Genomic DNA, 13,988 nt, shown 5'->3' with positions numbered 1-13,988 from the left:
ACTCGGTGGGCTCCACCATCAGGGTTCCGGCGACCGGGAATGACAGGGTGGGGGCGTGGAAGCCGTAGTCGATCAGGCGCTTGGCCACGTCCTCAGCGGTCACACCGGTCCGGGCCGTGAGTTCGCGCAGGTCAAGGATGCACTCGTGCGCCACCAGCCCGCCTTCGCCGGTGTAGAGGACCGGAAAGAACTCATTCAGCCGGGAAGCGACATAGTTCGCCGCCAGCAGCGCGGACTTGGTGGCTTCGGTCAGGCCGTCCCCGCCCATGAGCTTCACGTACGCCCAGGAGATGGGCAGCACGCCCGCCGAACCGAACCGGGAGGCAGAAATGGCGACGCCGTGCCCCTCTTCGCCACCCTCGATCGAAGCGTTGTTCGCATCACCTGGCATGAACGGGGCCAGGTGCGCCTTCGCCGCCACGGGGCCGACGCCGGGGCCGCCGCCGCCGTGCGGGATGCAGAAGGTCTTGTGCAGGTTCAGGTGCGACACGTCGCCGCCGAACTTGCCCGGCTGCGCCAGGCCAACGAGGGCGTTGAGGTTGGCGCCGTCCACGTAGACCTGGCCGCCGGCCGCGTGGATGGCGTCGCAGACCTCGCGGACGTCGGCGTCGTACACCCCGTGCGTGGACGGGTAGGTGATCATGATCGCCGAGAGAACGTCCTTGTGCGCCTCAATTTTCGCGTACAGATCGGTGTGGTCGATCGTGCCGTCGGCCGCCGTGGCCACGACGACCACCTTCATGCCGGCCAGCACGGCCGAGGCCGCGTTGGTGCCGTGCGCCGAGGCCGGGATCAGGCAGACGTTGCGCTGGTCATCGCCGCGGGACAGGTGGTAGCCGCGGATGGCCAGCAGCCCGGCGAGCTCGCCCTGCGAGCCGGCGTTCGGCTGGATGGACACCTGGTCGTAGCCGGTGATCTCGGCCAGGTCGGCTTCCAGACCATCGATCAGTTCGCGCCAGCCTTCGGTCTGGGAGTCCGGGGCGAACGGGTGGATCGAGGCGAACTCCGGCCAGGAGATGGCTTCCATCTCGGCCGTGGCGTTCAGCTTCATGGTGCATGAACCCAGCGGAATCATGGTGCGGTCCAGCGCCAGGTCGCGGTCGGAGAGCTTGCGGATGTAGCGCAACAGCTGGGTTTCGGAGCGGTGCGTGTTGAACACCGGGTGCTGCAGGTAGTGGGAAGTGCGCAGCACGGCTTCGGGGAGCTCAAAGCCACTCGCGTCCCCTACGGGACCGGCGCCGAAGGCGACGGCTACAGCGGAAAGTGTTGCCGCCGTCGTCGTCTCATCAATGGAAACCCCAACGGTGTCCGCGTCGATGAGGCGCAGGTTAATCCCGCGGGCCTCTGCTGCCGTGAGGACCTTGTGGGCCTTGCCGGGCACGCGCACGGTGAGGGTGTCGAAGAAGGAATCGCTGACCAGTTCGCGGCCCGCCGTCTTGAGGGCGGTGGCGAGGACGCGGGCGTTGTTGTGGACCGTCTCGGCGATTGCCTTCAGGCCGTCCGGGCCGTGGTAGACGGCGTAGAAGGACGACACGATGGCCAGCAGCGCCTGGGCGGTGCAGATGTTGGACGTCGCCTTTTCCCGGCGGATGTGCTGCTCGCGGGTCTGCAGAGCCAGGCGGTAGGCGGGAGCGCCGGCGTTGTCCTTGGAGACGCCGACGATGCGGCCCGGGAGCGTGCGCTCCATGCCGGTGCGCACTGCCATGTAGGCCGCGTGCGGGCCGCCGAAGAACAGCGGCACCCCGAGGCGCTGGGCGGTTCCGACGGCGATGTCGGCGCCCTGCTCGCCCGGAGGCGTGATCAGGGTCAGGGCCAGCAGGTCAGCGGCCACGGTCACCAGCGCGCCGCGTTCCTTGGCGCCGGCGATCACGCCGATCTGGTCCCAGACCCGGCCCGAGACGCCGGGCTGCTGCAGCACGACGCCGTTGATGTCGCCGTCGGGCAGTCCCTGGGAAAGGTCCGCCACCTCCACCTCGAACCCGAGGGCTTCGGCGCGGCCAAGCACGACGGCGATGGTCTGGGGGAGGCAGTCGGCGTCCAGGACCGTTTTGCCGTCCTTTGCCTGCTTGTCCTTGTTGGCCCGGCGCATCAGCAGTACAGCCTCGGCCACCGCCGTCGCTTCATCCAGCAGGGAGGCGTTGGCGACCGGCAGGGCCGTCAGGTCCTGGACCATGGTCTGGAAGTTCAGCAGCGCCTCCAGCCGGCCCTGCGAGATCTCCGGCTGGTACGGGGTGTACGCGGTGTACCAGGCCGGGGCTTCGAGGACGTTGCGCCGGATGACGGGCGGGGTAACGGTGTCGTAGTAGCCCTGGCCGATCATCTGCACGGCGGTCTTGTTCTTGGCGGCCAGGCGGCGAAGCTCGGCCAGGACCTCAACTTCGCTCAGCGCAGCGGTGAGCAGCAGGGGGTTCTCCTGGCGGATCGACGCCGGAACGGCGGTATCCACGAGGCCATCGACAGTGTCATAGCCGACGTTCTTGAGCATGGTGTCGATGTCGGCCTGGCGCCGGGCGCCGATATGCCGGTCGGCAAAGGTTGATGGAAGAGATTGAATCGTCATGAGGAACTCCAGGTTTGGCCGGCCACGTGTGGCACGGCATGGTTTGGGTTCCTCCCCGCTCTGTATTGGACCTGAGAGATTCCGCGGAGTTGGTTCTCCGCTTGCACCGTCGGTGAGCCCGGTTACCCGAACTGCTTTCCAGAGTTGCCTAGCCGTGGCGGTACGGGGGCCTGAGAGATTCCTGGGGAGGATTTGCTCCTACGGCGCCTGCCCGGTGAATGACTGGGAGGACTCTCCCGCCACGGTTCGAAAGGCTATGAAGATGTGGGGTGATTCGGCTCACAAGTTACAGGAGATTTGCGTCCGCGCCAAATCGGAGGTCCCCGTTTGACATTTCTTCGTGACGGAGACCACACTGATCCGGTGGCCAGCGGGGCTGCGCTGACCGGCACATGCCGGCAAGACGGCCGCCGTCGGTACGGACGATTTTTTTCTACATAATTGAAAATGCTTACGATCTGCGGCGGGAGAGCCCTGCCGGTACGTTCAGCAGGCGCCGTAGGAGCAAACCCTCCCCAGGAAACTCTCAGGCCCACGTACCGCCGCGGCGAGGCAACTCTGGAAAGCAGGCAGGCACGTCCTGTCTCACCGACGGTGCAAGCGGAAGACCATGTCCGCGGAATCTCTCAGGTCCAAGACAGAGCGGGGAGGAACCGAATCAGTGTGGCTACTGGCCACCGAACGATGGAGTTCCTTATGACCATTCATCCCCCTGCCTCCCCACCCAGTTCCCCAGCCGGTGAGGCTCCCCGCCTGGAGCGGCAGCTGAGCAACCGGCACATCCAGCTGATCGCCATCGGCGGCGCCATTGGCACGGGCCTGTTCATGGGCTCCGGCAAGACCATTTCCGCGGCCGGGCCGTCCGTGATCTTCGTGTACATGATCATCGGCTTCATGCTCTTCTTCGTCATGCGGGCCATGGGCGAGCTGCTGCTGAGCAACCTCAATTACAAGTCCTTCAGCGATTTCGCCGCCGACCTGCTGGGGCCGTGGGCGGGGTTCTTCACCGGATGGACCTACTGGTTCTGCTGGGTGATTACCGGGATCGCGGATGTCATCGCCATCGCAGGGTACTCCCGCGAGCTCTGGCCCGGAGTGCCGCTGTGGATCCCGGGCCTGGCCACCGTGGCCATCCTGCTGGTGCTGAACCTCGCCACAGTCAAGGCGTTCGGTGAAACCGAATTCTGGTTCGCCCTCATCAAGATCATCGCCATCGCCGCCCTGATCATTGTGGGCATGTTCATGATCTTCAGTGGCTTCCAGAGCGACGCCGGGCAGGCAAGCTTCACCAACCTGTGGAGCCACGGCGGCTTCTTCCCCAATGAATTCATGGGCTTTGTGGCCGGTTTCCAGATCGCTGTGTTCGCCTTTGTGGGCATCGAACTGGTGGGCACCACGGCCGCTGAGGCCAAGAACCCGGAGAAGAACCTTCCCAAGGCCATCAACTCCATTCCGATCCGCGTGCTGCTCTTCTACGTGGGCGCCCTCATCATCCTGATGTCCGTCACGCCCTGGACCCAGTTCGCCGCCGGCCACAGCCCGTTCATTGCAATGTTCTCGCTGGCCGGACTCGGGGCCGCCGCCACGGTGGTCAACCTCGTGGTGCTGACCTCGGCGATGTCCTCGGCCAACTCGGGCATCTACTCCACCTCGCGCATGGTCTACGGACTGGCCCAGGAAGGCGACGCGCCGGCGGCCTTCGGCACGCTGTCCCGCCGCAAGGTACCCAACAACGCCCTGTTCCTGTCCTGTGTGCTGCTGCTCTCCGGCGTGGTGCTCATGTACGCCGGCCAGGACGTCGGCAAGGCGTTCGACATGGTCACCACCGTTTCGGCCGTCTGCTTCGTCTTCGTCTGGTCGATCATCCTCGCCAGCTACATCGCCTTCCGGCGCCGCCGCCCGCACCTGCACACGGCCTCCAAGTTCAAGATGCCGGGCGGCATTCCCATGGTGTGGGTGGTCTTTGCGTTCTTCGCCTTCGTGCTGTGGACGCTGACCACCCAGCCCGACACCCTGACGGCCCTGCTGGTCACCCCCGTCTGGTTCGTCCTGCTTGGTGTGGCCTGGCTGGTTCTGCGCCGCCGGCCCGCGCACCTGGCCCGCTACGCAGCCTTCCAGGATGAACTCCAGGCTGAGGAGACCGCCGCCCGCGAGCATGCGAGCCGGCGGCTCGAGGAGAAGGAAAGCGTCAAGTGATGATCGGGACAGAGGAAAGGCCGACGGCGGACGGCCGGGCGACGGCGGAGGACCAGGCCCGCGGGGTCCAGACTCCCGCTGCCGGCGGGGAGTTTGTGCTCACCTTACATTGCCCGGATTCCCTTGGAATCGTCCAGTCGGTCGCGGATTTCCTGCTCAAGCAGGAGTGCTACATCGTTGACCTCAAGCAGTTCGGCGACCGGAACGCGGGGCACTTCTTCATGAGGGTCCACTTCGCCTCGACCGGTGACACGACCGGTGACTCGGCAGGCAACACCGCCGCCGTCGAGCAGCTCCGGGACAGCTTCGCGCCGCTGGCAGGTCAATGGAGCATGGACTGGCGCCTGGAGCGCCACGACCGCAAGCAGCGGATCCTGGTGATGGTGTCCAAGTACGATCACTGCCTCAACGACCTGCTGGTCCGCGGCCGCAACGGCGAACTGCCGGTCGAGATAGCGGCAGTGGTGTCCAACCACCCGGATCTGGAGAGGCTCGCGGCCTGGCACGGGGTCCCGTTCCACCACATCCCCGTGACGCCGGAGACCAAGGCCGAAGCGGAGGCCAAGCTGCTGGGACTGGTGGATGCGTATGGGGTTGAACTGGTGGTCCTGGCGCGCTACATGCAGATTCTCAGCGACTCGGCCACCGCCCGGCTCGCCGGCAGGGCCATCAACATCCATCATTCCTTCCTGCCCAGCTTCAAGGGCGCGAAGCCCTACCACCAGGCGCATGAGCGCGGAGTAAAGACGGTCGGCGCCACGGCCCATTACGTCAACTCAGAGCTTGATGAGGGACCGATCATTGCGCAGCAGGTGATTGAGGTCGACCACACCTACACTCCCGCGGATCTGGTGTCCGTGGGCAAGGATGCGGAGTGCAAGGCCCTGACCAACGCTGTTCGCTGGCACGCCGAAGGAAGAATCATCCTGTCCGGGAACCGCACGGTCATCCTCCGCTGACAAGCCCATCCAACCAGACCTGGAGTTGCTCATGACGAACCAGTTGCCTGTGCGCCTGGAGATCATTCCCACCGACGGCATTGTTGCCAAAGTCCAGACGCACGTTTCCGCCGGATCAACGGTGACCGTGACCTGCCTGCCGCACCACGGGGTCGAGACCACCGTGCGGGCCGCGGTCCAGCTTGGCCAGCTGGGCTACAAGGTGATTCCCCACCTGGCCGCGCGAAGCATCGAGGGCCGCGCTCAGCTGGCCGGCATGCTGCGTGACTGTGAGGCTGCAGGGATCATGGAGGTTTTCGCGATCGGAGGGGACGCTCCGGAGGCGGCCGGCCCCTACGGCAACAGCAGCCGGCTCATGGAAGACATTGCCGACCTGACCGGCGGGACCATGGCCATCGGCGTCGCCGGATACCCGGAAGGCCATCCGAAGCACAACGAGCTGCAGATGCTCGATGCACTGCTGGAGAAGCAGCATCTGGCCTCCAGCGTGGTGACGCAGATGTGCTTTTCGGCCCCCAGGATCGGCTGGTACGCGGAACTGCTGCGCCGCGAAGGCATCGATCTTCCGATCTGGGCAGGGGTGGCCGGGGCCGTTCCGCGGGCCAAGCTGATCGCGCTCGCCACCAAAATCGGGGTAGGTCCTTCGTTGAAGTTCCTGAACCGCAAGGGGCCGCTCGCGCGCAGGCTCCTGAACGCCGGCAGCTATTCATCCCGGTCCCTGGTTTCCGAACTGGCCGCCATGGATCCTGCACTGGCTGGCATCCACCTCTACACGTTCAACAACGTCGAAACCCAGCCGGCGATGACCTGGAGCGACGAAGCAGACGCGAAGGCTTCCTGAGCCAGATCCCCGTAACCAGCGCGAACGTACAGTTGTGGCCCCATTTCCTCCGGGAATTGGGGCCACAGCTGTACGTTCGCGCTTTTTTTGCTTGCAATATCTTGCAATGTGAGCTGAAACCCATAATATGGGAACAGCGAATGTGTCGCTCCTCACGACCCACCCCTGCTCCCAAGCCTTCAGTGCGGAAGGCCCCACGATCGGATTCCCCCTAATGTCAGACATCGCTGTCCTGATCAACACAGCCGTCGCGGTGCTCGCCGCCGTGCTGCTCATTGTGCGTTTCAGAGTCAACCCCGTCATCGCCCTGGTGGTTAGCTCCGTGTACCTCGGCCTGGCCGTCGGCCTCGGCGTCGAGAAAACCGTCAGCACCATCACCGCCGGCTTCGGCGACATCATGGTGGACGTCGGCCTGCTCATCGCCTTCGGCGTCCTCATGGGCTCCATCCTCAACCAGAGCGGGGCCATCCGGCGCCTCGTGGAGCACCTGCTGAACACGTTCGGCCCCAAGCGCCTGCCCTACACCATGGGCCTGGCCATCGGAACGCTGCTGCAGTCCATCTTCCTTGACGTCCTGCTTGTTATCTCGGCCCCGCTGGCCCGCAAACTGGCGCCCAAAATCGGCAAACTCGGCACGGCACGCATGGCCACCGCCATGGCCATCGCGCTTGAGTGCGGCATCGTCTTCACGGTTCCCGGCGTCGCATCCCTCGCCCTGGCAGGCCTCCTCAACGTGCCGCTCGGCAAAATGCTGCTGTTCGGCCTGCTGCTGGTCATCCCCACCATCATCATCTCCATCGCCATCATGACCTTCCTCTTCCGCCGCGGCTTCTGGAACGAGGCCAAGGATGAAGACCACACCTTCGTCGCCGAAGAGGACCGGGAGGGTGAAGAGGAAGAGTACGACGGCGGTGCTGGCCGCCCCGTTGCCGCCGGCAACGCCGTCCGCGGGCCCGGCTCCAACGGAACCGCGGCGCAGACCCGCGGTAGCGTCGCCGTGGCCGAACGCGAGCCGAAGCAGCTCCCGCTGGTCGTCATGTTCGCACCCCTGCTGACCTCGCTGCTCCTCATCGGAGCGGGGGCCATCCTGCAGATCCTCAAGATCGACCTGCCGTGGCTGCAGCTCCTGGGCGAACCCGTCATCGCACTGCTGACCGGCCTGATCGGCACCTCCCTGGTCACCCGCTCCGCCATCGGCCAGAAGAAGGTTGAGGAAGCCATCACTGTCGGTTTCAAGGAGAGCGGCCAGATCCTGATCCTCACCGGAGTGGGCGGATCGTTGGCGGCGACCGTCAAGGCTGCCGGCCTCGGCGACATCCTCGGCGGCTTCTTCTCCGCAAGCACCGTCGCCCCGCTGCTCGTGGTCTGGGCCATCGCGGCCGTCCTGCACATCGCCGTCGGCTCCGTCACGCTCTCCGCCATCACCGCCGCGGGCCTGCTGGCCCCCATCGCGCCGGTCATCGGCCTTGACCCTGTGCTCCTGGCACTGTCCGCCGGCGCCGGATCACTGTTCATGGTCCACGTCACCAGCAACACCTTCTGGCTCCTGCAGTCGCTCCTGGGCCAGAGTGTCAGGGGCGCCCTGAAATCGGTGACCGTTGGGGTTTCGGTGGCGTCCGTCGTCGCCATCCTGCTGATCCTGCCCATGAGCCTGCTGTTCTAATCGACTCTGAGAACCCCTGCGTTTCCGGCGTACGCCCACGAAAGAAGAAGACACCATGACACCACCACGCATTGCGCCCCTGGAAGGCATCCGCGTCCTGGAACTCGGAAACTACATTGCCGCCCCCACGGCCGGGAGGCTCCTCGCCGACTTCGGCGCCGAGGTCATCAAAGTCGAACGGCCGGGAACGGGCGACGAGCTACGCAACTGGCGGCTGCACAAGGGCGACACCTCCATGCTCTACCGGACCATCAACCGCAACAAGAAGTCCGTGGTGCTGGACCTGCGGACCGAGGCCGGCAAGCAGGCCGTCCTGAAGCTTGCCGCCAAGTCGGACATCCTGCTGGAAAACTTCCGCCCGGGCACGCTGGAGAAATGGGGCCTCGGCCCGGAGGTGCTCAATGAAGCAAACCCGGACCTCATCATCACGCGCATCTCCGCCTTCGGGCAGACAGGCCCACTGTCCGAACGTCCGGGGTTTGCCGCCGTCGCCGAAGCGTACGGCGGGTTCCGCAACCTCGTCGGCGACCCCGACCGTCCGCCCGTACGGGTCGGCGTCTCCATCGGGGACTCCATTGCCGGGCTCTATGCTGCCTTTGGCTCCATGATGAGCCTCTACCAGCGCGAAGCACGGCGGGGAAATGCGGGCGGGAATGCGGCCAACGCCGTGCCCCTGACGGAGCGGGTGATTGACGTGGCGCTGCACGAGGCCATGTTCTCCATGATGGAATCCCTGATTCCCGACTACCAGGCGTACGGCGTGGACCGGCAGCGGGTGGGCGGCAGGATGGAAGGGATCGCGCCTTCGAATGCCTATATTTGCAGGGACGGGGCGAGCATCGTGGTCGCCGGGAACGGGGACTCCATCTACCAGCGGTACATGCAGACCATCGGACGCCCCGACCTGGCCGAAGACCCCGCACTGCAGAGCAACGCCGGACGGTGGGACCGCCGCGAGGAACTGGACCAGGCCATCGGTGCCTGGACCGCGGAACTGGATGCCGCCGACGCCCTGGCCGCCCTCGACGCAGCCGGCGTCCCGGCGGGCCCCATCTACACGGCGGCGGACATCAGCACCGACAGCCAGTACGCTGCCCGTAACATGGTCCAGAAATTCGACGTCTCCACCGGCAAGGAGATCCTGCCCGGGGTCGGCTTCCCCGGTATTGTTCCGGTGATCGGCGGCGAATCGCTTCCCATCAGGAACCTCGGCCCGGACCTGGGCGAAAACACGACAGAAATCCTCGCCGGGCTCCTCGGCATGGACCCGGCAGAGATCAATGCGGCATCGGGCCGCGAGGAGGCACTCCAGGCATGAACCAGCACCACAACTCGGCCCGTGCCGCCAGCCTAGGCAACACCATCCTGCGGGACGTCACCCTGCGGGACGGGCTGCAGCTCACGGGGAAGGTCCTGTCCACCGAACGGAAGCTGGAGACGGTCCGGGAACTGCTCCGCCTCGGCGTGCCGGCCATCGAACTTGGATCCATGGCCCGCCCGGACCTTGTCCCCACCATGGCCAACACGCTGGAGGTGGTCCAGAACCTCACGCCCGAGGAGCTGGAAAAGTGCTGGATCTGGGTCGCCACCCCCGGCCACGTGGCCAAGGCCGCGGCCGCCGGCGCGCGGAACTTCCAGTACTGCCTCTCGGCGTCGGCCTCGCACAACAAGGCGAACATCGGGCGCACCACGGAGGAGAGCCTGGCCGCCCTGCCCCAGGCTGTGGACTACGCGCAGGCGGTCAACGGCCAGATCCAGCTGTGCATCGCGACGTCCTTCACCTGCCCGTTCGAGGGGACCGTGCCCGAGGAGCGGATCCTGGCGATCGCCAACGACCCCCGTGCCGAGGGAACCACGGACATCGTCCTCTGCGACACCCTGGGCCAGGCCATCCCCGCCCAGGTTTCCGGCCTCATCCAGCGCGTCCGCGCGGAGTCCCCGGCGCGCCGGATCGTCTACCACGGCCACGACACCTGGGGCCTGGGCGTGGCCAACACCCTCGCCGCGATCCAGGCAGGTGCCGCCATGGTGGATGGTGCGCTCGGCGGACTCGGCGGCTGCCCCTTCGCACCGGGCGCCAGCGGAAACACCTCCACCGAGGACATCCTGTTCGCCACCCGGCCCGGCTGGGTGACCCCGGAAACCTTCGCGGACCTGGTTGTCCTGTCCGAGAAGCTGCTCGCCGAACTGGGCGAACCCAACCGCTCCAAGGCGGCACAGGGCGCCAGGTCCAAGGCCCCGGCGTTCGAATGGGTCATCACGACGGGAGGCCAGTAGGAATGGGCAGCAGTTTCCTGGTCACCACCGCTATTCCGGATCCGGGGCTACAGCTGCTGTCCGACGCCGGCACGGTCACCGTGCTTCCGACGCCTCCCGACTATGACACGCTGGCGGCGCTGTGCGCCTCAGGCGAGTACGACGTCGTCCTCACCCAGTTGCGCGACGTCGTCGACGAGCCGCTCCTGGCCGGCGCGCGGGTGAAGGGCGTGTCCAACTTCGCGGTCGGCTACAACAACATCGACGTGGACGCCGCCACGCGGCACGGCATCCTGGTGGGCAACACCGCCGGAGTGCTCACGGACGCGACGGCGGACATCGCCATGCTGCTCATCCTCGGCACCGCCCGCCGCGTGGTGGAAGCGGACCGCCTGGTCCGCGACGGCAACTTCCACGGCTGGGAACCGGAGCTGCCGCTCGGCCGGGACGTCTCCGGAGCGGTGCTGGGCCTTGCCGGGTTCGGCAGAATCGCCCGCGCCACCGCCCGCCGCGCCCTCGGCTTCGGGATGGAGGTCCTCTTCGCTCCGCGGCCCCCGGGCCACCGCCAGGTCAGCGACGAGGAACTGGGCGAGTTCGCGGGCAAGGTGCGGCAGGCTTCCTGGGATGAGCTGGTGGAGCGCAGCGACTTCCTGTCCCTGCACGTTCCCCTTAACGAGCAGACCCGGCACCTGGTAAACGCGAAGGTGCTGGAGCGGATGAAGCCCGATGCCATCCTGATCAACACCGCCCGCGGTCCGGTGGTGGACGAGGCCGCCCTGGTCGAGGCGCTCCGGGACCGCGTCATCGCCGGCGCCGGGCTGGACGTGTTTGAGGACGAGCCTCGGCTCGCGCCCGGCCTCGCCGAGCTGCCCAACACGGTGCTGCTGCCGCACGTGGGCAGCGCCACCGTCCCCGTGCGCAGCGAGATGGCCCGCCTCAGCGCGCTCAACGCCGTCGCGATCGCCGAGGGCCGAACCCCGCCGCACGCCGTCAACACACTCACGGGCGCATGACCAGCCGACTCTAGCCGCAGCGCTGGCCGAGGGTTTCCCGGCGGGGCGTTACGCCTCGCCGGGGAACCGGCCGCCGATCAGTCTGGTCATGTGCTCGGCGGCCGCAAGCAGCGGCTCCACCCACGCCTCACAGGTCTCCAGCGGCATCCGCAGGGTGGGCCCGCTGATGGTCACCGCACCCACCAGCCCCGCCGCAGAGTCGAAAACCGGGGCCGAAAGCCCGGAGGCCCCGTCTTCCCGCTCACCCACTGTGATGGCGAAGCCGTCCGTCCGCGTCTGCTTCACGACGCTCTGCAGATCCTCGGAGCTGGTGATCGTGGACTCGGTGATGGGCTCCAGAGTGTCCCGCAGAACGGCGTCCATCAGCTCCGGATCCCACGCCAGCAAAACCCTGCCCGCCGAGCCGGCGTAGAGCGGAAGCACCTTGCCCAGATGCATCTCCCGGCGCAGCGCGTGTCGGGTGTCCGCCATGGCGACGCATACACGGTAGTGCTGCTCCGCTTTGAAGAAGCAGGCCGTCTCGCCGGTGGTGTCGCGCAGAGTCTTGAGCAAGGGGCTGAGAACGTCGATGACTTCCATTCCCCGCGTGGCCGGGGCGGCCCAATACGCCAGTCGCATGCCGATGCGATAGGCGTCCTCCTCCCGGTCGAGGAAACCTTGGGAGGTGAGGTTGGTGACCAGACGCTGGACGGTGGACGTGGGCATCCCGGTGTACTCCCGGATATCACTCAGCGACAGCACCGGCCGTGAGAGTGAGAAGGCGTCCAGGATCGACGTGATTTTCCCCAGGACAAGCAGGGGGTTGCTGCTGGACTTCGCTGAAGCATCGGCTGCCGACATAAGACTCACGCTAGACGGTGGCTTCACCCCGGTCCAATCCCTCGGCCCAACTCCACCCGTTGCTCCGTAGGTGCCTTTTCGGAGCGTGAAAAGGGCACCTACTGAGCAATCGACGTGGTTAATCAGAGGAACAGCTCGCCGACGGTCAGCTGGAGCCGGATCGTGTCGGCAGCCGCCCAGGCGGCAGCATCGGCATCGCGCGCGCGGTCTTCCGTGCCGTCGTCGCCAGCCACGTGCTTAGACCTCAAGCCCGACGGCGGTGTTCCCGACGGCGGCTTCTTGCCGGACCGGCGTGGCCAGGCCGAGGTTCTCGCGCAGCGTGGTGCCGGCGTACTCCGTCGGGTAGACGCCGCGTTCCTGCAGCTCCGGGACGAGGTGGTTGACGATGTCGTCCAGCCCGGTGGGGATCAGCCACGGCGAGATGTTGAAGCCGTCCACTGCGCCCGTGCGGGCATACTCGGACAGCCGGTCCGCCACCTCCGTGTAGGAACCCGTGAAGCTGGAGTCCCCGCGGCTGGTCCGGGCCGAGACGAACTGCCGGATGCTGAGGCCCTTGTCCTTGGCTTCGGCCCGCCACTGGTCCGCCAACTGCTTGGCCTTGGCGCCGTGGAAACCGCTGCCGCGGGTCTCGGAGGTCTCCTCCACCACCGGGTCGATGTCCGGCAGCGGCCCGTCAGGATCGAAGCCCTGGAGCTCGCAGCCCCAGAACTGTTCAAGGTAGGCGATGGCCTGCTCGGGTCCGATCTGCAGGTTCCGCACCCAGTTCTTCTTCTCGAGGGCTTCATGCGGGGTGGCCGCGAGGATGAACTCGCTTGCGGGCATGATCTTGACGTCGTTCGTGCCGCGGCCTGCCTTGACCGTGCGTTCGACGATGTCGCGCCGGAAGTCGAGGGCGTCGTCGAGCTTCGGGTGGGCAGAGAAGATGACGTCGGCCTGCCGGGCAGCGAAGTCGCGGCCCTCCGGCGAGTCGCCGGCCTGGAACAGCACCGGCCGGTACTGGGCGCTGCGCGGCAGCCGGGGCACGTAGTCCACGGTGTAGTGCTTGCCTTCGTGGTGGACGGGCCGGGCAGAACCGGGTGTGGCCCAGGCAGTCGCACCAGGGCTCGAAGCAATGGCGCCGTCCTCCCAGGAGTCCCAGATCCGCTTGGCCGTGTTCACGAATGCTTCGGCGTGGACGTACCGGTCGGCGTGGTCCAGGTAGCCGCCGCGGCGGAAGTTCGCCCCGGTCCAGGCGTTGTCCGTGGTGACCACGTTCCAGGCCGCGCGGCCGCCGGAGAGGAGGTCCAGGCTGGACAGCCGGTGCGCCAGGTCGGCGGGGTCGTTGTACGTGGTGTTCTGGGTGGCCACCAGGCCGATGCGGCTGGTCACGGACGCCAACGCGGCCAGCATGGTCTGCGCGTCCGGCCGGCCGGCGACGTCCAGCGCGTGCGGGCGGCCGAGGTGCTCGCGGAGCCGCAGCCCTTCGCCAAGGAAGAACGCCGCGAACAGACCCCGCTCCGCGGTCTGGGCGATGCGGCGGAAGGACTCGAAGTCCGTCTGTGATCCGGATTCCGGCGACTTCCAGACGGTACCCGAGTTCACGCCCTGGAAGAAGATGCCGAGCTGCAGCTGGCCGGAGGGCACGAAGCCGTTGCCGATATGTGTGTCTGTCATGGGTTTC

The 13,988-nt window shown here is 66.7% G+C and carries 10 protein-coding genes and 2 riboswitches; of the genes, 7 read left to right on the top strand and 3 right to left on the bottom strand.

Annotation, left to right across the window (positions count from 1 at the left end; genetic code table 11):
- Window positions 1-2,560: aminomethyl-transferring glycine dehydrogenase (gcvP, locus tag G9E11_RS12020; protein ID WP_190605848.1), on the bottom strand; the 2,560-nt coding region annotated here is incomplete at its 3' end.
- Window positions 2,561-2,708: 148 nt separating this feature from the next.
- Window positions 2,709-2,809, bottom strand: a riboswitch (glycine riboswitch).
- Window positions 2,810-3,014: 205 nt separating this feature from the next.
- Window positions 3,015-3,112: riboswitch (glycine riboswitch) on the top strand.
- A gap of 144 nt (window positions 3,113-3,256) precedes the next feature.
- On the opposite strand from gcvP, the gene cycA reads away from it, so the two are divergent.
- From cycA to G9E11_RS11985, 7 genes are all read left to right on the top strand, one after another.
- On the top strand, window positions 3,257-4,756 hold the full coding sequence (gene cycA / locus G9E11_RS12015) for a D-serine/D-alanine/glycine transporter (RefSeq protein WP_190605846.1): 1,500 nt from the start codon (window positions 3,257-3,259) through the stop codon (window positions 4,754-4,756).
- Entirely contained in the window at window positions 4,756-5,715 is a 960-nt protein-coding gene (gene purU, locus G9E11_RS12010; protein ID WP_194718146.1) for a formyltetrahydrofolate deformylase, read from the top strand. Before cycA ends, purU begins: the two co-directional genes overlap by 1 nt.
- 31 nt (window positions 5,716-5,746) lie before the next feature.
- Window positions 5,747-6,556 (top strand): methylenetetrahydrofolate reductase, encoded by an 810-nt coding sequence (locus G9E11_RS12005; RefSeq protein ID WP_190605844.1) that lies wholly within the window; start codon window positions 5,747-5,749, stop codon window positions 6,554-6,556.
- 214 nt (window positions 6,557-6,770) lie between these two features.
- Window positions 6,771-8,219: a GntP family permease gene (locus G9E11_RS12000; protein ID WP_190605843.1), complete on the top strand. Its 1,449-nt coding sequence runs from the start codon at window positions 6,771-6,773 to the stop codon at window positions 8,217-8,219.
- A 55-nt stretch (window positions 8,220-8,274) separates the two neighbouring features.
- Window positions 8,275-9,537, top strand: a complete 1,263-nt coding sequence (locus G9E11_RS11995; RefSeq protein ID WP_190605841.1) for a CaiB/BaiF CoA transferase family protein — start codon at window positions 8,275-8,277, stop codon at window positions 9,535-9,537.
- Complete coding sequence (locus tag G9E11_RS11990; protein WP_190605839.1) at window positions 9,534-10,496, top strand: beta/alpha barrel domain-containing protein; 963 nt, start codon at window positions 9,534-9,536, stop codon at window positions 10,494-10,496. Before G9E11_RS11995 ends, G9E11_RS11990 begins: the two co-directional genes overlap by 4 nt.
- A gap of 2 nt (window positions 10,497-10,498) precedes the next feature.
- A complete protein-coding gene (locus tag G9E11_RS11985) occupies window positions 10,499-11,488 on the top strand; it encodes a 2-hydroxyacid dehydrogenase (RefSeq protein ID WP_190605837.1) in 990 nt (329 codons plus the stop codon).
- 48 nt (window positions 11,489-11,536) lie between these two features.
- On the opposite strand, the gene G9E11_RS11980 is transcribed toward G9E11_RS11985, so the two are convergent.
- Together G9E11_RS11980 and G9E11_RS11975 are read right to left on the bottom strand one after the other, a co-directional pair.
- The gene (locus G9E11_RS11980) at window positions 11,537-12,328 is read right to left on the bottom strand and encodes an IclR family transcriptional regulator (protein WP_190605835.1); all 792 of its coding nucleotides are present in this window, start codon (window positions 12,326-12,328) and stop codon (window positions 11,537-11,539) included.
- Between the two features lie 237 nt (window positions 12,329-12,565).
- Window positions 12,566-13,981 carry an NtaA/DmoA family FMN-dependent monooxygenase gene (locus G9E11_RS11975; protein WP_190605832.1) on the bottom strand — a complete coding sequence of 472 codons (1,416 nt, stop codon included), beginning with the start codon at window positions 13,979-13,981 and terminating at the stop codon, window positions 12,566-12,568.
- Window positions 13,982-13,988: the final 7 nt, after the last annotated feature.

Origin of the sequence: Arthrobacter ipis (assembly GCF_014694315.1) — a bacterium.
GTDB classification, from domain to species: Bacteria; Actinomycetota; Actinomycetes; order Actinomycetales; family Micrococcaceae; genus Arthrobacter; species Arthrobacter ipis.
Note: the sequence above shows the minus strand (reverse complement) of the source record. Positions and strands in the feature narration are given on the sequence as shown.

Bases quoted from the DNA above. Each gene is read 5' to 3' on its own strand.
- G9E11_RS11975 (WP_190605832.1), bottom strand. From the start codon at position 13,981: ATGACAGACACACATATCGGCAACGGCTTCGTGCCCTCCGGCCAGCTG.
- cycA (WP_190605846.1), top strand. From the start codon at position 3,257: ATGACCATTCATCCCCCTGCCTCCCCACCCAGTTCCCCAGCCGGTGAG.
- G9E11_RS11980 (WP_190605835.1), bottom strand. From the start codon at position 12,328: ATGTCGGCAGCCGATGCTTCAGCGAAGTCCAGCAGCAACCCCCTGCTT.
- G9E11_RS11990 (WP_190605839.1), top strand. From the start codon at position 9,534: ATGAACCAGCACCACAACTCGGCCCGTGCCGCCAGCCTAGGCAACACC.
- G9E11_RS11985 (WP_190605837.1), top strand. From the start codon at position 10,499: ATGGGCAGCAGTTTCCTGGTCACCACCGCTATTCCGGATCCGGGGCTA.
- G9E11_RS12005 (WP_190605844.1), top strand. From the start codon at position 5,747: ATGACGAACCAGTTGCCTGTGCGCCTGGAGATCATTCCCACCGACGGC.
- purU (WP_194718146.1), top strand. From the start codon at position 4,756: ATGATCGGGACAGAGGAAAGGCCGACGGCGGACGGCCGGGCGACGGCG.
- G9E11_RS11995 (WP_190605841.1), top strand. From the start codon at position 8,275: ATGACACCACCACGCATTGCGCCCCTGGAAGGCATCCGCGTCCTGGAA.
- G9E11_RS12000 (WP_190605843.1), top strand. From the start codon at position 6,771: ATGTCAGACATCGCTGTCCTGATCAACACAGCCGTCGCGGTGCTCGCC.